The sequence below is a fragment of the Nitrosomonas sp. Nm33 genome, from assembly GCF_900107265.1.
Classification (GTDB): domain Bacteria; phylum Pseudomonadota; class Gammaproteobacteria; order Burkholderiales; family Nitrosomonadaceae; genus Nitrosomonas.
The window spans coordinates 21,604-46,579 of record NZ_FNPJ01000006.1; the positions used below are offsets into that span (position 1 = coordinate 21,604).

Annotated in this window: 21 protein-coding genes and 1 pseudogene; 6 read left to right on the forward strand and 16 right to left on the reverse strand. The window is 42.6% G+C overall.

The genetic code is table 11. The features are described 5' to 3' along the window. Window positions 1-6: 6 nt before the first annotated feature. The 5 genes and pseudogenes from BLV54_RS02305 to BLV54_RS02330 all read right to left on the reverse strand — a co-directional run bounded on the left by BLV54_RS02305 (window position 7) and on the right by BLV54_RS02330 (window position 5,516). The gene (locus tag BLV54_RS02305; RefSeq protein WP_090567189.1) at window positions 7-726 is read right to left on the reverse strand and encodes a phosphorylase family protein; all 720 of its coding nucleotides are present in this window, start codon (window positions 724-726) and stop codon (window positions 7-9) included. Continuing rightward, on the reverse strand, window positions 723-2,654 hold the full coding sequence (shc, locus tag BLV54_RS02310) for a squalene--hopene cyclase (protein ID WP_256329049.1): 1,932 nt from the start codon (window positions 2,652-2,654) through the stop codon (window positions 723-725). The genes BLV54_RS02305 and shc overlap by 4 nt, the downstream gene beginning before the upstream one ends. Before the next feature lie 208 nt (window positions 2,655-2,862). Continuing rightward, window positions 2,863-3,651: an MlaA family lipoprotein gene (locus BLV54_RS02315; protein ID WP_090567193.1), complete on the reverse strand. Its 789-nt coding sequence runs from the start codon at window positions 3,649-3,651 to the stop codon at window positions 2,863-2,865. 101 nt (window positions 3,652-3,752) lie between these two features. Then, a pseudogene (locus BLV54_RS02320) lies at window positions 3,753-4,738 on the reverse strand (NAD-dependent epimerase/dehydratase family protein); the annotation flags it as partial. 169 nt (window positions 4,739-4,907) lie between these two features. Then, window positions 4,908-5,516, reverse strand: coding sequence for a MotA/TolQ/ExbB proton channel family protein (locus tag BLV54_RS02330; RefSeq protein WP_090567202.1), 609 nt, complete (start codon window positions 5,514-5,516; stop codon window positions 4,908-4,910). Window positions 5,517-5,927: 411 nt separating this feature from the next. On the opposite strand from BLV54_RS02330, the gene xseA reads away from it, so the two are divergent. The 5 genes from xseA (at window position 5,928) to BLV54_RS15385 (ending at window position 9,897) form a co-directional block, all read left to right on the forward strand. Beyond that, on the forward strand, window positions 5,928-7,271 hold the full coding sequence (xseA, locus tag BLV54_RS02335) for an exodeoxyribonuclease VII large subunit (RefSeq protein ID WP_090567205.1): 1,344 nt from the start codon (window positions 5,928-5,930) through the stop codon (window positions 7,269-7,271). A 113-nt stretch (window positions 7,272-7,384) separates the two neighbouring features. Then, entirely contained in the window at window positions 7,385-7,762 is a 378-nt protein-coding gene (locus BLV54_RS02340; RefSeq protein WP_090567208.1) for a DUF423 domain-containing protein, read from the forward strand. Window positions 7,763-7,791: 29 nt separating this feature from the next. After that, a complete protein-coding gene (locus BLV54_RS02345) occupies window positions 7,792-8,982 on the forward strand; it encodes a THUMP domain-containing class I SAM-dependent RNA methyltransferase (protein WP_090567211.1) in 1,191 nt (396 codons plus the stop codon). An 80-nt stretch (window positions 8,983-9,062) separates the two neighbouring features. Further along, on the forward strand, window positions 9,063-9,539 hold the full coding sequence (locus BLV54_RS02350) for a disulfide bond formation protein B (protein WP_090567214.1): 477 nt from the start codon (window positions 9,063-9,065) through the stop codon (window positions 9,537-9,539). Window positions 9,540-9,687: 148 nt separating this feature from the next. Then, window positions 9,688-9,897: a hypothetical protein gene (locus BLV54_RS15385; RefSeq protein ID WP_143032394.1), complete on the forward strand. Its 210-nt coding sequence runs from the start codon at window positions 9,688-9,690 to the stop codon at window positions 9,895-9,897. On the opposite strand, the gene xerD is transcribed toward BLV54_RS15385, so the two are convergent. From xerD to htpG, 3 genes are all read right to left on the reverse strand, one after another. Continuing rightward, entirely contained in the window at window positions 9,894-10,805 is a 912-nt protein-coding gene (gene xerD / locus BLV54_RS02355; RefSeq protein ID WP_090567217.1) for a site-specific tyrosine recombinase XerD, read from the reverse strand. The genes BLV54_RS15385 and xerD overlap by 4 nt on opposite strands. Then, a complete protein-coding gene (locus tag BLV54_RS02360) occupies window positions 10,802-11,305 on the reverse strand; it encodes a methylated-DNA--[protein]-cysteine S-methyltransferase (protein WP_256329050.1) in 504 nt (167 codons plus the stop codon). The genes xerD and BLV54_RS02360 overlap by 4 nt, the downstream gene beginning before the upstream one ends. 88 nt (window positions 11,306-11,393) lie before the next feature. Further along, complete coding sequence (gene htpG / locus BLV54_RS02365) at window positions 11,394-13,316, reverse strand: molecular chaperone HtpG (RefSeq protein WP_090567220.1); 1,923 nt, start codon at window positions 13,314-13,316, stop codon at window positions 11,394-11,396. Between the two features lie 159 nt (window positions 13,317-13,475). On the opposite strand from htpG, the gene BLV54_RS02370 reads away from it, so the two are divergent. Beyond that, window positions 13,476-14,579, forward strand: a complete 1,104-nt coding sequence (locus BLV54_RS02370) for a PQQ-dependent sugar dehydrogenase (protein ID WP_090567223.1) — start codon at window positions 13,476-13,478, stop codon at window positions 14,577-14,579. Window positions 14,580-14,821: 242 nt separating this feature from the next. Here BLV54_RS02370 and nuoN read toward each other — a convergent pair whose 3' ends face one another. The 8 genes from nuoN to nuoG form a co-directional block, all read right to left on the reverse strand. Further along, window positions 14,822-16,261 (reverse strand): NADH-quinone oxidoreductase subunit NuoN, encoded by a 1,440-nt coding sequence (nuoN, locus tag BLV54_RS02375; RefSeq protein WP_090567226.1) that lies wholly within the window; start codon window positions 16,259-16,261, stop codon window positions 14,822-14,824. Between the two features lie 50 nt (window positions 16,262-16,311). Further along, on the reverse strand, window positions 16,312-17,796 hold the full coding sequence (locus tag BLV54_RS02380) for an NADH-quinone oxidoreductase subunit M (RefSeq protein ID WP_090567229.1): 1,485 nt from the start codon (window positions 17,794-17,796) through the stop codon (window positions 16,312-16,314). A 102-nt stretch (window positions 17,797-17,898) separates the two neighbouring features. Then, window positions 17,899-19,845 carry an NADH-quinone oxidoreductase subunit L gene (gene nuoL / locus BLV54_RS02385; protein WP_090567232.1) on the reverse strand — a complete coding sequence of 649 codons (1,947 nt, stop codon included), beginning with the start codon at window positions 19,843-19,845 and terminating at the stop codon, window positions 17,899-17,901. A 72-nt stretch (window positions 19,846-19,917) separates the two neighbouring features. Beyond that, entirely contained in the window at window positions 19,918-20,223 is a 306-nt protein-coding gene (gene nuoK / locus BLV54_RS02390; protein WP_090567235.1) for an NADH-quinone oxidoreductase subunit NuoK, read from the reverse strand. 65 nt (window positions 20,224-20,288) lie between these two features. Further along, entirely contained in the window at window positions 20,289-20,894 is a 606-nt protein-coding gene (locus BLV54_RS02395; RefSeq protein WP_090567237.1) for an NADH-quinone oxidoreductase subunit J, read from the reverse strand. Between the two features lie 20 nt (window positions 20,895-20,914). Then, window positions 20,915-21,403, reverse strand: coding sequence for an NADH-quinone oxidoreductase subunit NuoI (gene nuoI / locus BLV54_RS02400; RefSeq protein ID WP_090567240.1), 489 nt, complete (start codon window positions 21,401-21,403; stop codon window positions 20,915-20,917). A gap of 14 nt (window positions 21,404-21,417) precedes the next feature. Continuing rightward, window positions 21,418-22,518 carry an NADH-quinone oxidoreductase subunit NuoH gene (nuoH, locus tag BLV54_RS02405; protein ID WP_090567243.1) on the reverse strand — a complete coding sequence of 367 codons (1,101 nt, stop codon included), beginning with the start codon at window positions 22,516-22,518 and terminating at the stop codon, window positions 21,418-21,420. A 21-nt stretch (window positions 22,519-22,539) separates the two neighbouring features. Continuing rightward, entirely contained in the window at window positions 22,540-24,942 is a 2,403-nt protein-coding gene (nuoG, locus tag BLV54_RS02410; RefSeq protein ID WP_090567247.1) for an NADH-quinone oxidoreductase subunit NuoG, read from the reverse strand. Between the last annotated feature and the right edge of the window lie 34 nt (window positions 24,943-24,976).

The window sequence follows — 24,976 nt, forward strand, 5'->3', positions numbered from 1 at the left end:
TTAGGTTCAATATTGAGGTAAAAATGTGCCACCCAGTTCGATATCCGCATGCTTTACCACCGATAGCAGCGTAGCGCAGGCCGCACGCATACTCGGCGCAAGACGCAGCAAGGTACTCACATTGACGGATCGGCGCAAAATCAATGTCAGCAAGTGGGGAACGTTCACACTGCCATCAGGATAGACCGCACCCATTAAGGTGGGTGGAGGGGAAAACTCGAGAGGATCGGTAATAGCACGTACCGCTACAAAGGGAATACCCGCATTGGCTGCGATCTCGGCAATGGCCCCACTTTCCATATCGACAGCACAGGCACCATTTTTTGCAGAAAATTCCCGTTTCTCGGCTTCCGAAGTCAGCACCTGCTGACTGGTAGCCAAGGTGCCTCCCGCGATTTTCACGTGTTCAGGTAAATGCTGCATGATGCGGGCACGCCATTCCAAGGCAACGGGGTGGGAATATTCCGCATGGATACGTTCAGGAAGAACCAGATCACCAGGACGCAAAGTTTCATCCAATGCACCCGCTACGCCAAAGCTCATGAGGGCTGATACCCCTCGGTCGCGCAATCCAGCTGCAGCTTGCCGGGCAGCTTTGCTCCCCATACCACATACCCAGATTGCCGTTCCTTCTCTGAGATGGACCATTTCGTTGAAAGGCAGTCGGCGTGGGGTGATGCATTTTGCTTCCGCGCGCATTGCCGTGACAATGCCTACCAGGCTCACGAAGGATTTCTCCCAGTCAGCGCACGATATCGTATCAACGCCCACAAGGGGAAATATTTTGAATAACCATGATATTTCAAATAAAACACGCGAGGAAAGCCTGGTGCCGTAAACCATGGCTCGTACCATAATCCATCAGTACTCTGCGTCTTGATCAAATATTTAATCCCTTTCTCAACTGCATGATTGTGTACTTCTCCAGCAGCCATCAGACCAAGTAATGCCCAAGCAGTCTGAAACGAGGTACCCTGCTCTAATTGTCCGGCGCGCTGCGGATCGAAATAGGTATCATTGGTTTCGCCCCAGCCACCATCATCACGCTGAACAGATTTTAACCACTGAACCGCACTACGAATAGCCGGATGCTCCTTATCAACATTTGCTAGCCGCAGGGCTTCCAACACTGACCAGGTGCCATAAATGTAATTACTTCCCCATCGACCAAACCAAGCACCACTGGTTTCTTGCTCGCTAAATAAATAGGCTAGACCACGTTCCACTACTTGCTTATATCGCTGATCGCCATACATCGCCAGAAAACCGGTACAACGAGCGGTCACGTCACTAGAGGGCGGATCAAGTAACGCACCGTGATCTGCAAAAGGAACCTCATTCAGATAATAATAAGTATTATCAATGTCAAAGGCGGCAAAGCCACCATTACTTGATTGCATGCCTGCAAGCCAGTCTGCTGCTCGCCTCATATTCTCTTGATAGTCAACGGAGCCAGCTTGATGCAACGCCCAAGCAACTGCTGCAGTATCATCCAGATCCGGGTAATGTGGATTGGCATACTGAAATGCCCAGCCACCGCCTGGCAAATCTGGCCGACTCTCACGCCAATCCCCAGGAGCATCAAGTATTTGATTAGGAATAAGCCAATCAAGGGCTCGTCGAATAGGTCGCTGATCAGCTTCGCGATCCTCTTGTAAGGCAAGACAGGTCAAAACGGTGTCCCAAACCGGGGAGGTGCAAGGTTGGCACCATGCACGTTCACCTTCATCAACCAGCAAACCCTGAAGCGCTAAACGGCATTGCCGGCGATAGGGATGATCGTCAGCATAACCAAGTAACGCTAATGCCTCATAGGCATTGACCATGGCAGGGAAAATTGCGCCTAAACCACACTCACCGTTGAGTCGCTCGATTACCCATTGCTCTGCACGACGTAATGCCCTTTTCCGTATAAAGGATGGAATCAGAGGTTCAAGTTTTGCGCCCAAGCGCTCCATATACAAAAAAAATCGATTAAGCGAGGTACGGATTGGGAAATAGTCTTGCTCCTCTTCGGGAGGTACCGTAAATAATTCACGGATATGAATGTTCCTGGGATTAGCTGCCCTGGCTCTTAAGGAACATAAAATAGAAAGCGGAATCATGACAGTACGCGACCAGTATGCCACTTTTCTGAGATGGAAAAGAAACCAGCGCGGGAACAAAATAATCTCAACAGGAACAAATGGAACACCCCGCCAGGGTATCTGACCATACATGGCAAGCAATAATCGGGTAAACACATTGGCACGTGCTGCCCCGCCATGTGCCAGAATGGCAGAGCGGGCGCGCACCATATGCGGCGCATCGGGAGAATCTCCAACAAGCTTCAATGCATAATAAGCCTTGACACTACAGCTTTGATCACATGCACTGCCATAATAAAGCCCCCAACCTCCATGCGCCATATCTTGTTGTTCACGAATAAAGCGAGCCAGTTTGTTTTCCAGGACAATATCTACTTCATCCATGAAATGCATCATGAGGATGTATTCGGCAGGAATCGTGCAATCTGCCTCTAAAGGAAAACACCAATGACCATCTTTCTTTTGCGAGTCAATTAATGCGTTGCGTGCTGAAGAGATTGCGTTACTCAGCTTTGTCGTATTAACTTGGTCTATAGTTGAATTGCTTGATTTCAACCATTGACCCATCAGGGCTGTCTTTTTTATGTTTATAAAGTCAAAGATTTGTTGTGACATTCTAGACATAAATATTAAAACCTCTATTCAACATATTGAAATATAGTCATTTTTAAAGATCTCTTTTTTGTTCAACTTAAATACAAAATTCTGATATCCAGTTGGGTTATAGCACAACAAAAAAGAATCGCTACAAAAACAAATCACTCCAGAAACTGATCTATTTAGCAACATCATTCCCCTCTTTCTCATCATCCACCTCTTCTATGTCTATATAAAGATGATTATAACGATCGGTGGGAGGGTTACCATCATAAATCAGGAATTCACGCTGCTGTGTATAAGCTTCGCGTACAAACAAGTAAGGATCCAAAGCCGATTGATCACGAATTTTCATTGGCCCTGAAAGTCTTGCGCGTTTGTCTACAGATCTTAAAAATAGAATGGGGATTATCGCAGGTCCACTGATTACATAACTCGCGTAAAACAAAGCATCAGTAAAGATACTCACCGGCAAATCCATGATATCTCGACTACTACTTGGTCCATGAATGGGAACAAATAGATAAGAACCGCTATTTAGCCCCCATACAGCCAATGTTTGCCCAAAATCCTCGTCATTTTCCTTAAAACCCATATGGCCTGCCATATCAGCGAGTCCAAATATACCGATGGTCGAATTGATCACGAAACGCATGCTGTCCTCGAACCCCTGGCGTACTTTCCCCTGCAGAAAAGCATTCAATGCTACATTTGGATAAGCAAGGTTTCGATAAAAATTCCCAATAGGACGCTGTATTGCATTAGGAACATGCTCTATATAAACATCTGCCACTGGCTCCAAAATCTTTCGGTCAATCACATCCGTAAACCAATAAGATTTACGATTAATGGATTCATAAGGATCAGCTACCTCCATCTCATTTTCATTTTTGGGTGTAGAAGTGCACCCTGTACAGAAAATGACCAGGATAGACAGCAAGATAACAGCTAAATGACTTTGTCTCATATCCAGAACCAGCTTTTTATCCTGCCAAAGTGATTGGCTAGGATATAGCCATTAAAATACTTGGCAGAATGGACTAAACAGAAATCAATAAACATGATCCATCACATATTTTTGTGTAGTGGTAGAGTACGCGTCACGTACCCTTCTTTAACCAACCATTCAACTTGATCAATCAGGGCCTGACGTATTGAGCTTTGCTGAAAACCCAATTCTTGCACAGTTTTATTACTCTCGAAAGACATGGAACGAGCTGCGAGCCTGACACCTGTCAATGGTGCCCTGGGAGGTTTATGAGTAATATAGTCAGCTGTCAATTTAGAAAATGCTTTCACAATTAGAGTCAGCCAGTGAGGAATGCGAAATTTTGGCATAGCCAATCCAGTAATATCCTGAATCAACAGCAATAAATCACCCAAAGTCAGATTCTCATTGCCCAAAATGTAACGCTCCCCTGGACGGCCATACTGAGCTGCCAGAATATGTCCTTTGGCTACATCCCGCACATCAACCAGATTAAATCTACAATCAAGATAGGCAGGTATTTTACAATTTAAAAAATACAGAATCATACGCGTGGGAGGCGTAATCCTTCGATCTCCAGGTCCTATAGGTAATGTCGGAGAAACAATCACTACTGACAATCCATTCCTTGCAGCGTTGAATGCTGTTTGTTCCGCAAGAAATTTTGAACGACAATAAGGTACTGGCATTTCATTCAGCTCTCGCCTGACCGAGGAATCAATAGGGTGATCTCCTTGTTGCTTACCAGTTAATATTGACTCAGTAGAAGTATATACCACAACGTCCAGATCCGCTCGTGCCGCCTCTGACAATACTTTACACGTCCCTTCATAATTCACACCTTGAATACGCGTTTGTCTTGCACCCATAAATCTGAATTTCCCGCCAAGTGATAGAGACGTTGCACACCTTTTAAGGCATGACGTACCGTATCAACATCAGTCACAGAACCTCGTATTACTTCCACGTCACTCGATAGAGAGATATCTTCAAGCTCTAATACTTTTACTGTCTCACCTTGTTCCAGCAGCAGCCTTACTAGATGTGCCCCAATAAAGCCCCCTCCCCCAGTAATGAGGGAGCAACCCCAATTTAACAAAACAATCCCTTTAAATCATACATTAGACAGGAAAGCACAACTTATAAACAAAAACAGTAAGATGTTGTGGCAAAAGGTACCCCAAAAAAGCTCGACCAAATTCAGCTTATGTCACAGCTTACTATATTTATCTTGTTTAAATTTGGCGCTCTCCGTGGACAACTTCAACCAGTTTTAAAGCTTGCAATTCCATTTCCATGACCAGTGCATCTACTTTGGCACGAAAATGCCGGTAGAAAATCATGCTGGGTATCGCCACAAGTATGCCAAAGGCAGCATTATACAATGCTACCGATATACCATGGGCAAGTTGTGCCGGATTACTACCTGTAGGCGCATTGGAACCAAAAATTTCGATCATACCAATCAGTGTGCCGAATAACCCCATTAACGGACTCAAGGAAGCAATAGTTCCTAATGTAGTGAGATAACGATCAAGTTCATGCGCCACTCCACGTCCAGCTTCTTCGATAGACTCTTTCATAATTTCTCGTGAACTGTCAACATTTCTGAGCCCTGCTACAAAAATGCGTCCCAATGGTGAATTATTCTCTAAGCGTGACAACATCTCGGCGTTTATTCCCGTTCTACGATACTCCTGTAATACTCTTGACAACAAATCTCTTGGAGCGACCTTGCTCAGACGAAGACTCCATAAACGCTCGCCGATAATGGCAATTGCAACAATAGAAGCAAAGATGATTGGCCATATCGGCCAACCGGCAGCTTGAATAATTGAAATCACGCGTTAACCTCCCAGATAGTGGCACTTAATATATTTTGTAATTACAAAATATATTGTTCAATAAATCAGATAGATTGTGAAGAATACTTAGATATTGAACGACTAGTTCGATGTGCCCACTACAGTAAAAATAAAGATTAGAAAGTAAATCAGGCCGTAATGTATCGTGACAATATATTTTCAGCAAGAATATATAAATATTTTTTTATTTATAATTTTTGTAGATAAGTTTATATATATGAATATAATGAATAAATAATTTTATTAAAACATTATTTTTTAATTTTCTAATTTTTTATTTCAATAAAAACATTTAACAACAGTATGTTACTTTAACATACTATTTTCTTAAAGATATTTTATTCATTAAACAATAATTAAGAAAAATATGGATTATTGTAAAATGATTAAATGAACTTTTCTTTTCAGCCTATTGGCTTTCAATCAGTATTAAGTGTCACCGAATTAAACCGGAGCGCAAGGGAAATACTAGAACATACCCTGCCGCTCCTATGGGTAAGTGGTGAAATTTCCAATCTTAAGCAATACCATTCTGGTCACTGGTACTTTTCTCTTAAGGATGCCAACGCTCAAGTACGCTGCGTGATGTTTCATCATAAAAATCAGTATCTGAACTGGCAACCTAAAGAAGGTATGCAAGTCGAGGTTCACGCTTTGGCAACACTTTATGAAGCGCGGGGTGAATTCCAACTAACCGTTGAAAACATTCGCCGCGCGGGGCTAGGATTACTCTATGAAGCGTTTGAACGACTCAAAGCTAAATTGGAACAAGCAGGACTATTCAACCCAGCTCACAAAAAAACACTGCCTACTTTCCCCAGGCAAGTCGGCATCATCACCTCACTCAATACTGCTGCATTACATGATGTGTTAACCACATTGCAGCGTCGAATGCCTGCATTACCCGTAATTATTTATCCTGCTCCGGTGCAGGGAGAAGGTGCCGCTGCTAAAATAGCCGCAGCAATCCACTTAGCCATGAAGCGGATGGAATGTGATGTGTTGATCCTCTGCCGTGGAGGCGGGTCAATTGAAGATCTGTGGGCATTCAATGAGGAAATTGTCGCACAAGCTATTTATGTTTGTTCTATTCCCATTGTAACGGGTATTGGCCATGAAACTGACTTTACTATTGCTGATTTTGTCGCAGATGTGCGCGCACCTACCCCTACAGGCGCCGCACAAATCATCTCTCCAAATGCTCAAGATATATCCAATCACCTCCGTCATTTAAATCATCGCATGCAGCATGGAATACAACGTGGCATTGAGCGCCGCATGCAAATGATTGATTTGCTGACGCACCGTCTGCAACACCCTGGCGATCGTATTTTCAATCAAGTAAAACATCTTCAGCACTTGCGGGAAAGACTTTTAAATGCTTGCTTAAGGAATATGGAAACATTCCGCTGGAAGCTAAATGAGTTTAATCGGCGGATGTATACCAGCGCACCCAATATTCCTATTCTGCTCAAGCAGCAATATGATATAGCGCTCCAGCTACGTCGCGCTGGTAAGCATAGAATCGAAATTTTAGAAAATAATCTTCAGCGCCAACAAGCGAACCTCGCTCATCTCAGTCCGCAAGCAGTATTAGCGCGTGGTTATAGCATTACATATACAGCTGATGGGTATATCGTGCATGACTGGAAACAAATTCATTCGACCGATGATATCCGGATCACTTTTGCTAAAGGATGGGCTCAAGCCAGGGTAACTGAAACAGGAAAATAGGTGTTGATAGACAATTTAGTAATAGTTGATGCAGACTGTGGCGGTGCTATCTCACTGATAAAGATTTGCCTAATTTTTATTTATTTACAAATTTAAAAGGAATTTAACTAATAATGCCCAGAATCTTTCTTACACTTGGTTCGATCAATGCATTTTTATGCGTTCTTCTCGGTGCTTTAAGCGCGCATGGCTTGAAACATACACTTACTACCGATATGCTCACTATCTTCCAAACCAGCGTGCAATATCATTTCTATCATGCGCTAGGGCTTATCTTAGTTGGATTGGTATTGTTATTCAATTTGCCACAATCGCGACTATTGAAGTTGTCAGGCTGGTTGATGTTTACTGGTATCGTGTTATTTTCAGGTACGCTTTATATCATAACTGTCACCGGAATACGTGGACTGGGCGTAGTCGCGCCATTCGGAGGTCTTTCTTACATGAGTGCCTGGCTGTTGTTTGCCTATGCGGTATGGACAGGAAAATAAAAAGCGGCGTCAACTAATTAATTTACCACATGATATTTCAGCATTTCTTTGCACCCTGCCCTCGCGGTCTTGAATCTGTGCTCGTCAGTGAGCTGGCACAACTCGGTGCTGCAGCTATTCAAACGTTACACGGTGGTGTTACGTTCCAAGGTGATTGGCGCATCTGTTATCGTGCTAACCTGGAAAGCCGTGTTGCTAGTCGTATCCTATGGCAAATTGCCAGTCAACCCTACCATAATGAAGCTGATATTTATAACATCACTCATGCGCTACCGTGGCATAAATGGTTTGGCCCGGAACTGTCTATACGGGTTAATTTGGCCGCAATAAAATGCCCACTGCGCAGCCTGGATTTCGTCACGCTAAAAATCAAGGATGCCGTTTGTGACAAATTCCGTGACGTTTGCGGTCAGCGCCCGAATGTCGATACCGTCAACCCTGCCATTCGTATTCATGGTTTTCTTGATGGACAGACGTTTACCCTCTATCTTGATACCTCAGGCGAGGCGCTGTTTAAACGTGGCCTAAGGAAGAACGCTGGAGAAGCGCCCTTACGTGAAAATTTAGCAGCAGGCATTTTATACCTTACTGGCTGGCAACCCGGTATTCCGCTACTTGATCCGATGTGTGGTAGTGGTACATTCTTAATGGAAGCAGCCCAGATGGCATGTCGCATTGCACCCGGTTCAGGACGGCATTTTGCATTTGAGAAATTTAAACTACTGGATGCTGTATTATGGGAACAGCTTAAACGATCAGCTCAGGCTCAACAACTCCCTCTTACACCTCAGCTCATTTTTGGTAGTGATTTATACGGCTATGCACTCGCTCATGCTCGCAACAATCTGACTGCCGCTGGATTGATCGATGTCGTCAGCTTGAAACAGGCCAATGTGCTGGAAATAGCTGCCCCAGCCGCAAGTGGGATTATCGTGACCAATCCTCCTTATGGGGTACGTATCGGTGAGCAGCAAGCGCTTGCACAACTTTATCCCAAGCTAGGAGATGTGCTGAAAAAGAAATTCTCTGGTTGGAACGCTTATATTTTTACTGCCGATCCGCTCTTGCCCAAATTAATACGACTGACTGCATCACGTCGTATCCCATTATTTAACGGTGCTTTGGAATGCCGTCTGCTCGAATATAAAATAATCAGTGGCAGTATGCGAAAGAAAACTAAAACCATTGACTGTCAGCAATCTGATACCACCATATCTTGAAATATTATTTTCATAAAATTACCTATCGCTTAAATATCCCCTAATTATTTTCAACTGAAATGCCTTAAAGAAACAAACCGATGCGAATCATCTTCTTACTGATTTTTCTGAGTTGCGCAGGCTTGATTGGCTATGCGCTCTATCTGCAATGGGTAGAAGGATTACTGCCATGCCCCCTTTGTGTAGCACAACGAATCGCTTATTGGTGCGTCGGGCTGACTGCACTATTTGCTTTCCTGCATAATCCCCAGAAAATCGCGCGCAGGATATATGGCAGTCTAATGCTCATCTTTGCTCTGCTTGGTGCCATCATTGCAGGTCGTCATGTCTGGCTGATACGCTATCCTGACTCCTTTGAGTGTGGCATCAGCCCAGAGGAGGCTTTTCTGAATGCATTACCCATCGCTGAGTGGTGGCCTAGTATGTTCGAAGCCAATGGCGACTGCGCAGATGTCAGCTGGCAGTTGCTGTCACTTACTATTCCAGATTGGTCGCTTGCAGCTTTTTTGCTGCTGACAAGTGCGACTATTTTTCTGTTGCTGACTAAAAGAAGTTGATTCGAGAACTAGATAAGACACAACAATCATAAAGTACAGAAGTTACCTAATGCGTGGTAATAATCCCTGTCTATTAAGCAATACACTGCACTCATTGGGTATTTAACCTAAATACCGCAGTTGACCGCTTGATTGGAGAGTTAAGTCCATGATATATAGAAGCATTTTAGAAATTTTCTCATTCACCAGAATGGTGAAGCCGCTACGAGGTGCATCATGTGTCGCTCCAGGCACGAATGCGGCGTTGCTCTTCGTTGCAGGGGACGGCCCTGCGGCCTCATCGCGCCTTGCCTCGCACCTGGATCACCACACGCTCCACCCCGTCCAACTGCGGTTTTTAGGTTTAAGCACAGACTAGCCTCGAGGATGATGTTTAGCATGCAGTTGTTTTAATCTTTCCCTGGCAACATGAGTATAAATCTGTGTAGTAGAAATATCTGCGTGCCCCAGTAATAGCTGGACAACTCGCAGATCGGCACCATGATTGAGAAGATGTGTTGCAAACGCATGGCGCAAAGTATGGGGTGATAGTGATTTAACGATACCGGCCTGCTGGGCATGACGCTTAATTAGATACCAGAAAGTTTGGCGTGTCATGGTATCACTGCGGGCAGTCACAAATAATTTGTCTGTCACTTTATTATTCAACAGAAATGGACGAGCCTTTTTGACATAATCGTTGACCCAGTAAAGTGCTTCTTCACCAAGAGGTACCAAGCGTTCCTTGCTGCCTTTCCCCATGACACGCACTATACCCATATCCGAGTTGACTTGAGCAACTCTAAGGCTCACGAGCTCAGATACACGTAGTCCTGTGGCATAAAGTACCTCCAGCATCGCACGGTCACGCAAGCCCAATGGCTGCGTGATATCTGGTGCACTGAGCAATGTTTCAACTTCTGCTTCAGTTAAGCTCTCAGGTAAAGAGCGTGGTAGTTTAGGGCTCTCGATATTGAGAGAGGGATCAATTCTGATTTTCCCCTGGCGCAGCAAGAAGCGATAAAATCGCTTCATACTTGATAATTCACGACTTGTCGTACTGGCTTTGGCCAGAGAAGAAACTCTGCTGGCTAGAAATGCCAACAAATCAGAATGGGTTGCTTCGATTAGCGATCGTGGATCTTGGCTTTGTTTAACTAACCATTCGCCTAATTGCCCCAAGTCACTGCGATAGCTTGCCAGCGTGTTAGGTGATAAACCATCTTCGAGCCACAGTGCATCGGAGAATTCATCTAATAACTTTGCATTTACATCAGATAAATTCATGCGCATTCATGGTTAAGGAGCCAGCGTTTGATATTAAGCGGCATACCATCGCTTGCGTGCATGAAGCCTCCCAGGCCACCGTTCTTGGCGATGACACGATGACAGGGCACAACGATGGGAAGACGATTTGCACCGCATGCTTGCCCAACTGCACGGGGTGCAGAATGTAATTGATGGGCGATATCGGCATAGCTACGCGTTGATCCACATGGGATTTGCCGAATGGCTTCCCATACTCGCTTTTGATGATGGGTACCCCCGATATGAAGTGACAGATCAAAAACAAATGCCGGATCATCCAGATAGGCTAGCAGTTGCCGGCAAACTTCTTCTGCCAACGGATTAGTTGGTGCGAGTGGAGGAATATCCAATGGTAGATAATCGATATCGGTCAACCAATCTTCTTCCGTACAGATACCCAATACAGCAAATGGTGTGACCAATCTTGCCTGATAATCCTTCATTAATCGGGATTCCAAGCCTGCCTTTGCCTCACTCATTCTTTCCTCCACTTCAAACTACACGCTTAAACCTTTGACGAACTAGCGGAGGGTAGCCAACAAAATCGCGCACCCCTCCATTTATTTATTATTTTCCGCTTAGCACATTTTGCAAAAGCAAATCATTGAGTCTTTTGACAAAAGATGCTGGATCCTCGAGTTGACCGCCTTCAGCGAGTAATGCCTGATCGAAGAGAATATTACTCCAATCAGAAAATTTTGCTTCTTCGAATTTTAGGCGTTGCACCATCGGGTGATACGGATTAATTTCTAAAATAGGTTTGGTATTGGGCACCTTCTGACCTGCAGATTTAAGCAGCCGTTCCAGATTGCCGCTCATGTCAAACGTATCTACCACCAAACAAGCGGGCGATTCGGTCAAACGGAATGTAACCCGTACATCCTTGATTCGCTCACCCAATACTTCTTTCATTTTCGAGGTAAGCTCCTTGTACTCGTCCGCTTCTTTTTCTTGTTCTTCTTTTTCTGCTTCGTCTTCTAATTTACCGAGATCAAGACTACCTTTGGCAACTGACTGAAGTGGTTTTCCAGCATGCTCAGGTAGATTGGCAACCAGCCATTCGTCCACACGCTCAGACAGCAGTAAGACCTCAATTCCTTTTTTGCGGAATATCTCCAGATGTGGACTGCTTCGAGCAGCTTTTAGATTATCAGCAGTCACGTAATAGATTTTTTCTTGCCCTTCTTTCATGCGAGCAACATAGTCATCAAGTGAAACTGTTTGCTCGTCAGTATCACTATGCGTTGAAACGAAGCGAAGTAATTTAGCGATACGCTCTCGGTTGGTGTAATCTTCACCTACACCTTCCTTCAATACCTGGCCAAATTCTTTCCAGAAAGTCTTGAATTTCTCGTGATCTTCTTCATTATCGCTATTGGCAAGATCTTCGACCAACCCAAGAATTTTTTTCACTGACCCTGCTCTGATATTATCAATATCTTTTGACTCTTGCAGGATTTCACGCGAAACATTTAGCGGTAAATCATTAGAATCAATGATTCCACGTACAAAACGCAAGTAATTGGGTAGCAATTTTTCCGCGTCATCCATGATAAAAACGCGTTTAACATACAATTTAATACCATGCCGACGTTCGCGATCAAATAAATCAAATGGTGCGCGTGATGGGATGTAAAGTAATTGTGTGTACTCCTGTTTGCCTTCTACCTTGGCATGAACATAAGCCAGCGGTGGTTCAAAATCGTGAGCTACATGTTTATAGAATTCTTCGTATTGCTCCTTTGTAATTTCACTTTTAGAACGTGCCCATAAAGCACTTGCTTGATTGATAGTTTCATCTTCATCGGTAATTTTATATTCATTATTTTCTTGTGACCATTCTTCCTTTTTCATCACAATAGGCAAGGTAATGTGATCAGAATATCTGCGAATGATCGATCGTATTCTTAAACCACTCAAAAGCTCATCTTCATTTTCTCGTAAATGCAAAATTATTTGAGTGCCACGATCTTTCTTCTCAACTGTCTCCAGCGTGTAATCTCCTTCGCCGGTAGATTCCCACTGCACACCATGTTCAGCCGTCAAACCAGCACGACGCGTAATAAGTGTCACTTTATCCGCTATGATAAACGCAGAATAAAATCCCACGCCAAACTGTCCGATCAAATGCGCATCTTTAGCTTGATCTCCAGTTAATGAATTGAAAAATTCGCGCGTTCCTGATTTAGCAATGGTACCGATGTTATCGATGACCTCCTGCCTGGACATGCCGATACCATTATCAGAAATAGTAACTGTGCGTGCTTCTTTATCATAACTAACACGAATTTTTAGATCAGAGTCAGACTCATACAAAGCAATATCTGTTAATCCTTCGAAACGTAGCTTATCAGCTGCGTCTGACGCATTAGAAATCAACTCACGTAAAAATATTTCCTTATTGCTGTATAAGGAATGAATCATCAGCTTTAAAAGCTGTTTAGCCTCAGCCTGAAAACTCATATGTTCTTTGTTTATTGCAGCCTGCATAGTTTTCTCCTTAAAAAATGCGGTAACATTGTGGGGGTAAATTGATAAATTTCAAGTTGCTAATTAAAGCAACAAACAGAAATAATTGGCTCCTTAAGTTTTATTTATTAATCAGAAAATTTCTAATCAACACAACCACTACCCCACGAAACTCAAGTTATGAAATTATCGCTATTTTTATTACTTTTTATCCTTATTTTTTGCAATAGCATACAAGCTGTTGCAGACGATACAGAGTTGCCCCTGGAAAAAATCAAATTGCCACCTGGCTTTTCCATCAGCTTATGGGCGAAGGTACCTGACGCACGCGCTCTAGCAATAGGCGACAAAGGAACTGTATTTGTCGGATCGAAATCTGCGGGTAATGTTTATGCTATCACGGATCATCATGGTAAACGACAAGTTAGAATTATTGCCAGCAAGCTTAAACTTCCTTCTGGTGTGGCATTTCATCAAGGAGCATTGTATGTTGCAGCAGTAGATCGTATTCTTCGTTATGATCAAATTGAAGAAAATCTTGAGCAGCCGCCTCAACCCATAGTTGTAACTAATAGCTTTCCCAAAGAGACGTTCCATGGATGGCGTTTTATAGCCTTTGGTCCTGACAATTTACTCTACGTCTCAGTGGGCGCCCCTTGTGATGCTTGTGAAGCAGATCAATCTCGATATGCACTCATCTCACGTATTATGCCTGATGGAAGTAACTATGAAATTTTTGCTCAAGGCGTGCGCAATTCTGTTGGATTCGACTGGCATCCTGAAACTAAAGAGCTATGGTTTACAGATATTGGAAGGCACTGGATGAGTGGCAAATTGCCACCTGATGAGCTTAATCATGCACCTAGTAAAGGTATGCATTTTGGTTTCCCCTACTGTCATGCTAATAATATTCTTGATATCAAATTCGGAGCAAAGCGTGGCTGTGAGCAATCAACTCCACCAGCTATTGGGTTGGAGGCGAATGTATCACCAATGGGAATGCGATTTTATACAGGAAACATGTTTCCAAATGAATTCAAAAACCAAATTATCATTGCTGAGCATGGCTCTGTAAATCAGCGAACACAAACTGGACATCAGTTGGAATGGATACACATCGATAACAACAAAATGCTCAAAAAAGAGGTATTTGCAACTGGTTGGTTAGAAAACGGGAGCGCCTGGGGAAAACCAGTGGATGTACTCGTAATGCCGGATGGTGCTCTATTAGTTTCTGACGATCAAGCTGGTGCCATTTATCGCATTAGCTATAGCAAGCCATAAAATTTAAAATGCTCCGCTACATTTTTTGGCGGAGCATTTTTGGGTACCTTAAACTGTTTGTTTTCTTAACCAATCCTTCGTTCTTTTCCCCCAAAAAGGGGATTTAATTTTGAAGAGATTAAAGCTTTGGGTGCTATAGCTACTTCAAACTGACTTTTTGCCACAGCAAAATATCTACACAGATTAGAAAATGTTAAGTAATCAGCATTAAGATTGATAGTTACAAAGTTTTGGCTATGCATTTACTGCTGAATAGCATAAAGACTCAGCCCCATGAGTGTTTGAGGAAAAATACCCAGCATGATCACTGCTAAACCATTAATACTGATCAAAACCTTGATATCCAGTCCAGACAAAATGGGCATATCAGTTTCAGGGGCATCGAAATACATAAATTTAATAATACGTAAATAATAAAATGCACCAATCAATGAAAGCATCACAGCTACTACAGCCAGCCATATATAACCAACACCTAATACAGCTTGCAGAACAGCTAATTTTGCATAAAAACCAATCATCGGGGGAATACCCGCCATAGAAAGCATTAAGAACATCATGATCAACGCCAGCCAAGGATTACGCTGATTCAGTCCTTTCAAATCACTGATATTCTCAGACTCAAAGCCTTCTCGTGAAAGCATCATGATGATGCCAAACGCACCTAACGTCATTAATACATAAGCCACAACGTAAAATAATGATGAGCTATAACCATTTTCTCCAGCAGCAATAAAGCCAAGCAACACAAAACCCATATGCGATATAGTCGAATAGGCTAACATCCGTTTAATGTTGGTTTGCACGATAGCAACGAGGTTACCAATGACCATAGATGCCACCGCTAGAATGACTAACATACCCTGCCAGTCGGTTACCAACTCTCCTAATCCATCAACCAGCAATCTCATAACGAAAGCAAAACCCGCTAGATTGGGAGCGGAACCCACAAATAGTGTCACCGCTGTAGGTGCACCCTGATAAACATCTGGTGCCCACATATGAAAAGGAGCTGCGTAGAGCTTAAAGGCGATTCCTGCAACAATAAACACCAAGCCTATAATCAATACAGCATGATCAATCGAGCCTGATTGGATAATCTCTGCTAGCTTGGTAGTATGCAAGGTACCTGTTGCACCATAAACCATGGACATGCCATACAGTAAAAAACCTGAAGCAAGCGCACCTAATACAAAAAATTTCATGGCAGCTTCAGTGGCAGCCGTTGAATCTCGCTGCAAAGCTACCATTGCATAAAGAGAAAGTGAAAGCAGCTCCAATCCCAAATAGAGGGTCATGAAATGACTGGCCGAAATCATGACCATCATTCCAAGCGTCGCAAACAAGGCAAGACTAAAAAATTCACCTTTAAACATGCCTCGCACGCCGATGTAGATGCGCGAGTAGATCAATACGACAGCCACAGTGGCGTAAACCATCAATTTGAGTATGTCTGACAATGCATCATCAACAAACATACCCGAAAAGGTATGATTACTATTTGAAGAAAAAGTAGTAAACGTGAGTACTGCGCAACCAATCAGCGCAAATTGTGCCAGAAAAAAAGCAAAATAACGTCTCTTTTCTCCCACAATCAGATCAACAAGCATAACTACGCATACCATTACCAGCAAAAATATCTCTGGATAAGCAGGAGTAAAATCAGGCGGTAGAAAATCCATTAATTGTCCTCAAATTCTGGGGAGTTAATCCAAATATGTTGTTAAAATTTTTATAATTTGCTAATTGTCATATGTTCCAGCAAGTTACCAATGGTAGCTTGCATTATCTCAGTTAACGGAAGCGGGTATACCCCTAACCATAATACTGCTAATGCCAGAATTGCTAATAACATAAATTCACGTTTAGAAATATCTTCTAATGCTTCTACATTTGCATTTGCCACAGCGCCAAATATGACACGTTTATACATCCACAGTGTATAAGAGGCTCCTAGAATAAGTGTCATAGCAGCAAAAAATGCATACCAGAAATTGACTTGAATAGTACCCATAATTACCATGAATTCTCCTACGAAACCACTCGTACCAGGTAAACCTGAATTAGCCATGGCGAATAACATGAAGAAAGCAGCAAATATTGGCATTTTATTAATCACACCGCCATAATCGGCAATCTGACGTGAGTGCAATCTGTCATATAAAACACCTACGCACAAAAACATCGCACCGGAAATGAATCCATGCGAAATCATCTGTACCATGGCACCTTCTATTCCAAGATCATTCAATAGAAAAAAACCGAGTGTTACAAAACCCATGTGAGATACCGAGGAATAAGCAATAAGCTTTTTCATATCTTGTTGCATCAATGCTACTAATCCAATATATACCACTGCAACCAACGACAGCAGGATCATCAAATCAGCAAGATATAAACTCGCATCAGGTGCAATTGGCAGCGAAAATCGCAGAAAACCATAACCACCTAGCTTCAATAATATTGCAGCCAACACGACCGATCCACCGGTTGGTGCTTCAACATGCGCATCCGGTAACCAGGTATGTACCGGCCACATCGGTACTTTGACTGCAAATGCGAGTAAGAAGGCGACAAATATTAGTATTTGCGGTGTCATTGCGAGCGGTAACTGGTGATAATCCAGTATTGAGAAACTGCCACCGGACACGTGATACAGGTAAATCAGGGCAATTAACATCAACAGTGAGCCCAGCAATGTATATAGAAAGAATTTGATTGCTGCATATACTCTGTTGGGACCACCCCAGACACCAATAATAATGAACATGGGAATCAGCGAGGCTTCCCAGAAAGTATAGAAAAGTACTGCATCCAATGAAGCGAATACACCGTTGACTATCCCTGACATAATCAGGAAAGCACCTAAATACTGGGAAATACGTTCACGAATGACTTCCCATCCGGCTATTACAATTAAAGGCGTAATAAAGCAGTTCAGTAAAATCAGTGGCATTGAGATACCATCAATACCCACATGATAATGAACATTCAGCCGCTCAAACCAAACATATTTCTCTACAAATTGCATCGTACTCAATGTAGGATCAAAGCGCATATAAAGCGGTAGCGCTACAATGAAGCCGATTATTGATCCTACGAGGGAGAGCCAACGTGCTAATAAGGGATTACGATCACTGCCAATTGCCAAAACAATCAGGCCAAAGATAATAGGCAACCAGATAACTAAACTTAATAGTGGGAATCCAACCAACATGATTATTCCATTTCGTTTACATGTAAATGCGTTTTTGTTTTTTTAGAGCACCATGAAAACTACCATCTGGTACTTTGTATTCTTTTTTCACACTATTTCTTTTCAGAAATAGAAAAGCCACAAACTCATTAAAATGAAGACACCTACAATCATGGTAAATGCATAATGATAAATGTAGCCTGATTGAAAACGTCGTGTCACAGAAGCTGTCAAAGCAACTACACGTGCTGTTCCATTGACAAAGAAACCATCAATGATTTTGACATCACCGATTTTCCACAAAGCAGTTCCTAGCGCGCGCGTCCCACCTGCAAATAGCCATGAATAAATCTCATCGATATAATATTTGCGATCGAGCAAAGTATAGATTGGACCTGATAATCTCTTGATTTTGGCAGGTAATTCAGTTTTATATAAATATAAAAACCAAGCAGTGAGGATTCCACCTAGTGAAAGCCAGAAAGGTGCGGTTGAGAACGCATGCAACATCATTCCTATGACCCCTGTAAATTCTGCTTCTAATTTTGCAATCGCTCCATGTGCCGGAAGTATCTTAATAGCTCCTGCAAAATAATCACCGAATACCATTGTTCCTATCAGCCAGCCAGCAGCAACAGTTGGTATCGCCAATACTATGAGCGGTACCGTTACAACCCGTGGTGATTCATGCAAATGGTCCCGCGTATGGGCATCCATTCGCGTTTCACCATGAAATGTCATGAACATTAAGCGGAAAGTATAAAGTGCAGTAACAAATACTGTTGCGAGTACACAAAAATGAGCGAACTCAGCACCTGGAATATTTGCAAATTTCACTGCTTCGATAATCGCATCTTTAGAGAAAAATCCCGAAAAACCGGGTACACCTGCACTTGCTAGTGCAGCAATGAACATTGTCCAGTAAGTAATGGGCATGTACTTTTTTAATCCTCCCATCTGGCGCATATCTTGCTCATGGTGCATTGCTATAATCACTGAGCCTGCACCAAGAAACAGTACCGCCTTGAAGAAAGCGTGAGTCATGAGATGGAAAATAGCGATCGAATAAGCCGATGCGCCTAATGCAACAGTCATGTAACCAAGCTGCGATAATGTAGAAAAAGCAACTACACGTTTAATGTCATTTTGTACCACGGCAACCAACGCCATAAATAAGGTAGTAATACCACCTATTACCAGGATTGTTGATAGCGCTGCTTCAGACAATTCAAATAAAGGTGACATCCGGGCAACCATAAAGATACCGGCGGTTACCATGGTAGCAGCATGTATCAAAGCGGATATCGGCGTAGGGCCTTCCATCGAATCAGGTAACCACACATGTAAAGGGAATTGAGCAGACTTTCCCATAGCACCAACAAATAACAAGAGACATATGACTGTCATCAACATCCAGGATTGTCCCGGTATGATTTCTATGGAATGCGCAGCCATATGATTTGCATGAGCGAATACGATTTCGTAATCAAGTGTTCCAAAATACATCAGGACTAAAGCAATGCCCAGCAAAAAACCGAAATCACCCACCCGGTTAACCAGAAAGGCTTTCAAGTTGGCATATATCGCAGTGGGGCGCGTATACCAGAAACCGATAAGTAAATAGGAAACAAGCCCTACCGCTTCCCAGCCAAAGAAAAGCTGTAAGAAGTTATTAGACATCACCAACATCAGCATGGAAAAAGTAAACAGCGAAATATAACTAAAAAATCGCTGATACCCAGGGTCACCATGCATATAACCAATGGTGTAGATATGTACCATCAACGATACTAAAGTTACCACTACCATCATAGTAGCGGTAAGCAAATCAATTAAAAATCCAATCTCGAAATGAATTTCGCCCAATACCATCCATGTATACACACTACCGTTATATGTATTACCTTGGTAAACATCGACAAAAATAACTAAAGAGGCGATTAGAGATATGAAAACTAATAATATAGTCGTTCGATGACTCCAAATTGTGCCTATAAAACGACCGAATAGTCCTGCAATGATTGCACCCATAAGTGGTGCCAGCGGGACCAGTAAATAAAGTTTTTCCATCTATGTTATAAAATATTAATTGTCAGTTATCAAACAGTTTTGTATTCTGTCAAGAGGCAAATGCTCCCCTTCTTAGCCTTTCAGCTCATCAAGATCATCCACATTAATGGTACGCAAATTACGAAAAAGCACTACCAGTATTGCAAGCCCAATAGCCGCTTCCGCTGCTGCCACGGTAAGGATAAAAAAAACAAAAATCTGCCCTGCTGTATCTTGGAGAAAATGAGAGAAAGCAACAAAGTTTATATTGACTGCCAACAGCATTAATTCGATAGACATCAATAGAATAATCACATTTTTTCTATTGAGAAAAATACCAACCACGCCTATCGCAAACAATATTGCACCAAGTACGAGATAATGAGATAACGATATCAACTAACCACCTTTTAATCTGAATATATATGATAAATGGTTTTATTTTTATATCTGTGTTACAACTTTTATTCTTTATTCTCAGAAGGCATAGAAATTATTCGTAACCGATCTTCTCGTTTTACAGCAACTTGTTTTGAAGGATTTGGTGATTTTTTATCGGTACGATAACGTAAAGTAAGCGCAATCGCTGCCACCATTGCTACCAATAAAATAACTGCCGCCAATTCAAATGCATAAACATACTCGGTATATATCAAACGCCCTAATTCTTTGGTATTACTATAATCAGCCTGGTGCGGTTGGGGAATTGGCATATTATCCAGATTGAACTGCCTTCCCATCAAAACCATACCCATTTCAATAGCTAAAACTAACGATAGTAATGCGCCAAATGGAAACCATTTCCAAAAACCTTCACGTAAACGATCAAGATTAATATCCAGCATCATGACTACGAATAGGAATAAAACCATTACAGCGCCTACATAAACTAATACTAATGTAATCGCAAGAAACTCAGCTTCCAAAAGCAACCATATTCCAGCAGAAGTAAAAAAAGCGAGTACTAACAACAATGCAGCATATACTGGATTACGTAGGGTAATTACCCCTAGCGCAGACAACACTAATACTCCAGAAAAAAAATAAAATATAAGATCCTGAAAATTCATGAGTGTCTTAATTTGTATGTTTATCGGTAAGGTGCATCGGCTTCTTTGTCTTTCGCGATCTGCTCCTCATAACGATCCCCAACTGCAAGAAGCATTTCTTTCGTATAGGTCAGATCACCACGTATCTCCCCGTGGTATTCAAGCACCCGTGTTTCAACAATTGCATCGACCGGGCACGCTTCCTCGCAAAAGCCACAAAATATACACTTTATTAGATCAATATCATATCGAGTCGTACGTCGAGTTCCATCTTCTCGCTGGTCTGATTCAATGGTAATTGCCAAAGCGGGGCATACCGCCTCACACAGTTTACAAGCAATACAACGCTCCTCTCCATTAGGATAACGACGCAGCGCATGCAATCCACGGAATCGCGGCGATTGGGGCGTTTTTTCCTCTGGATAATGTACCGTGATCTTAGGCGCAAATAGATAGCGCCCAGTAACTTTCATTCCTTTTAATAATTCAAACAGCAGAAATGATTTTAAAAAATGTTTAATACGTTCCATTTCTCTTCCTCCCTTTATTTAAACCATAGGTTCAGTGGGAATAATTCTTTACTTGAGTCAGGTAGCTGCAACAGTACGCCCAATATAAGAATCCATATCAAAGTAATCGGAATAAAAATCTTCCAGCCAAGACGCATAATCTGATCATAGCGATAACGCGGAAAAGTAGCGCGGAACCACAAAAAGAAAAATAACATAAACGCTATTTTCAATAACAACCATACTATTCCGGGTATAAAGGTAAACGGTGCAATATTCAATGGAGGAAGCCAGCCACCTAAAAACATGATACTGGTAAGCGTCGCAACCAGTATCATATTGGCATATTCTGCCAAGAAAAAGACAGTAAATGCCATTCCTGAATAGTCAACATGGAATCCCGCAACAATTTCTGATTCACCCTCAGCGACATCGAATGGAGCACGATTTGTCTCGGCCACACCAGAGATAAAATAAACCAAGAACATTGGAAATAAAGGAATCAGGTACCAATTCAGAAAACTATCACCTTGTTGGCCCTTAACGATATCTCCTAAATTCAAGCTTTGAGACATCATTAATACACAAACCAGCGCAAAACCCATCGCCAGCTCATATGAAACAAGCTGTGCCGCAGATCGCATCGATCCCAAGAACGCATATTTAGAATTAGAAGCCCATCCAGCTATAATCACACCATAAACGCCCAACGAAGTCATCGCTAAAATATAGAGCAGACCAGCATTGATATCAGCAAGCACGAGTTCAGGTGAAAAAGGTACTACTGCCCATGCTGCTAGGGCGGGTGCGATCGTAATAATAGGTGCAAGCAGAAACAAGAACTTGTTGGCGCCAGTGGGAATAATGATCTCTTTCATGATCGCCTTTACCGCATCTGCGATAGGCTGTCCCCATCCACGCAACCATGGAATTCCGAAAAAGGTTACTCGATTGGGCCCTACCCTAATCTGCATATAAGCGATAATCTTACGCTCAGCAAATGTGAGATAGGCAACCGCTAAAAGCAATGGCACAACAATCACAAAAATATAGAAAATGTTCTTTGCCAAAATAAAAGCTGTCATGCCCCAGTCAGCACCAAACATCTGCTCAAACAGCTGTTGTGTATAGTCCATCAACGAATCTCACTCGTATTTTTATAATTTTTCTACTGAAATTTCTCCAAACAACGCACCGAGGGCTATAGTATTGGAATGCGCGGAAGCTACACGCACACAATTGAAAGGTAGCTCATCATCACACGCTACTTCAAGCTGTACTTCACCATCACCCTGTTTTAATCTAACTATCTCGCCTTCGTTCACATTAAGCTGCTCAAGCAATACAGTGGGTAACCATACTTTCGGTGGTGCCGCATCACTAGTCAGCTGCAAAGATTCAGCACGTCGCACAATGGGATCTGCTTGATAAATTGGAACTTCTCCAATGCGCTGCAAACCAATCATTTCCTCGGAAGGTATATTTATCGCGTAATCTTTTAAATCATTATTAAGATATCTTGTGATGACATCTTCAGCTGGAATAACCTGTGCGCGAATTTGCTCCGATGTTTCGTAATCAAAGCCATCTAACTGCAACAAATTACCCAGTACTCGCAAAACTTTCCAGCCAGGACGTGTATCTCCCAATGGTGAAACTACACCGTTGAAACTTTGCACCCGCCCCTCTGTATTCACAAATGTTCCAGAAGTTTCAGTAAAGGGAGCAATAGGCAAAATCACATCCGCATAATTGGTAATATTGCCTCTAAAAGAGCTCAGAGAAACAACAAATTCAGCATTGTCAATTACTTTCATCGCTTGCTGCGGATTATATGCATCAAGTTCCGGTTCCAGATTCATGAGTATGTAAGCCTTGCAAGGAGGTACAGCGTTATTCGGGCTATTACCAAGCATTTGCGCTGCATTGAATGGAGGCTCAGCATGCTTGATCTCAGATCCCAATACACCTTGATTTGGAATGGCTCCTGCGAGATATGCACCTACACTGTTTGCAGCCTCACCGAGAAATCCAAAGCTCGCTCCTGCTAATTTGGCAATTACTTGTGCGATCGCATGGATATCTGCATAGGATGGATGATGTTGAGCTATATTCCCCAGAAAAATTGCAGCAGGACTATTAGTCAGCATGCTATTTGCAATTGTTTGTGCCTCATCAGTAACGTTCACTGCTTCCAGTGACTGCATGATATGCTTAGAAATCCCTTCGCTAGATTTAGCCTCAATCATCGCTTTAAGAACTCGCGCCAACATATTCACCATTTCAGAAGGTGCAATGATTGCACGATTCGCGACTCTCATTAATAGATCATCGTCCATCGGATTAATAATGTTGAGTTGCGCTCCATTTTTCACTGCTTGCCGAAAACGATGAGCCAGAAGAGGATGATCTTTGCGTAAGGTACTGCCAATGATCAGAACTGATTTCAATTGTTGAACATCAGCGATGTTCATACCTAGCCATGGCACTCCCTGAAGGTTGCTATCAGCCCGGAAATCCGCTTGGCGCACACGATGATCTATATTTCCACCCCCTAGCGCTCGTATTAATTTTTGTAATAAAAAGAGCTCTTCCAAGGTGCTATGAGCCGATCCTAAAGCTCCGATACCCTTTGCACCGTGTCTTTCCATCACTGATTTTAAGCCATCAACAGTAAATATCAGTGCTTCCGGCCAATCACACGAATGCCATTGACCATTACGCTTGATCATGGGAGTGGTCAAACGATCTTCCGAATTTAATCCTTCGTAGGAAAAACGATCTTTATCCGATAACCAGCATTCGTTAATTTCTTCATTCTCGCGGGGTAAGACTCGCATTACCCTGTCTATTTTTACCTGCACAATTAAGTTACTACCTAAACCGCAATGAGGGCTGATCGATTTTCTGCGCGATAACTCCCAAGTACGGGCAGAATAACGGAATGGTTTACTGACCAGAGCACCTACTGGACAAAGGTCTATTACATTACCTGATAATTCTGAATCAACCGTTTTCCCAACGAACGCCAAAATTTCTGAATGCTCACCACGACCTGCCTGGCCTAATTCCATGATCCCTGCAATTTCCTGACCAAAACGTACACAACGTGTGCAATGTATGCAGCGCGTCATATCTGTTGAAATAAGCGGGCCCAGGTTTTTATTTGTGACCACCCGTTTTGCTTCCTGGTAACGGGATTCACTGGCTCCATAACCAACCGCCAGATCTTGTAATTGACATTCACCACCTTGATCACAAATGGGGCAATCCAGCGGATGGTTGATAAGCAGAAACTCCATTACACCTTTTTGCGCCGTTACTGCCTGCTGAGAGTGCGTATAGACTTTCATTCCTTCCGTTGCTGGTGTCGCGCAAGCAGGTAAGGGCTTAGGTGCTTTCTCTACTTGTACCAAGCACATGCGGCAATTCGCAGCGATCGACAACTTTTTGTGATAGCAAAAATGAGGAATATAAATCCCGAGCTGTCTTGCACCGTCCATTACGGTGCCACCTTTGGGTACAGTTACTTGCTTACCATTGATTTCGATATTGATCATCGATTACAAACTCTCGGATTAATCACACATAAAA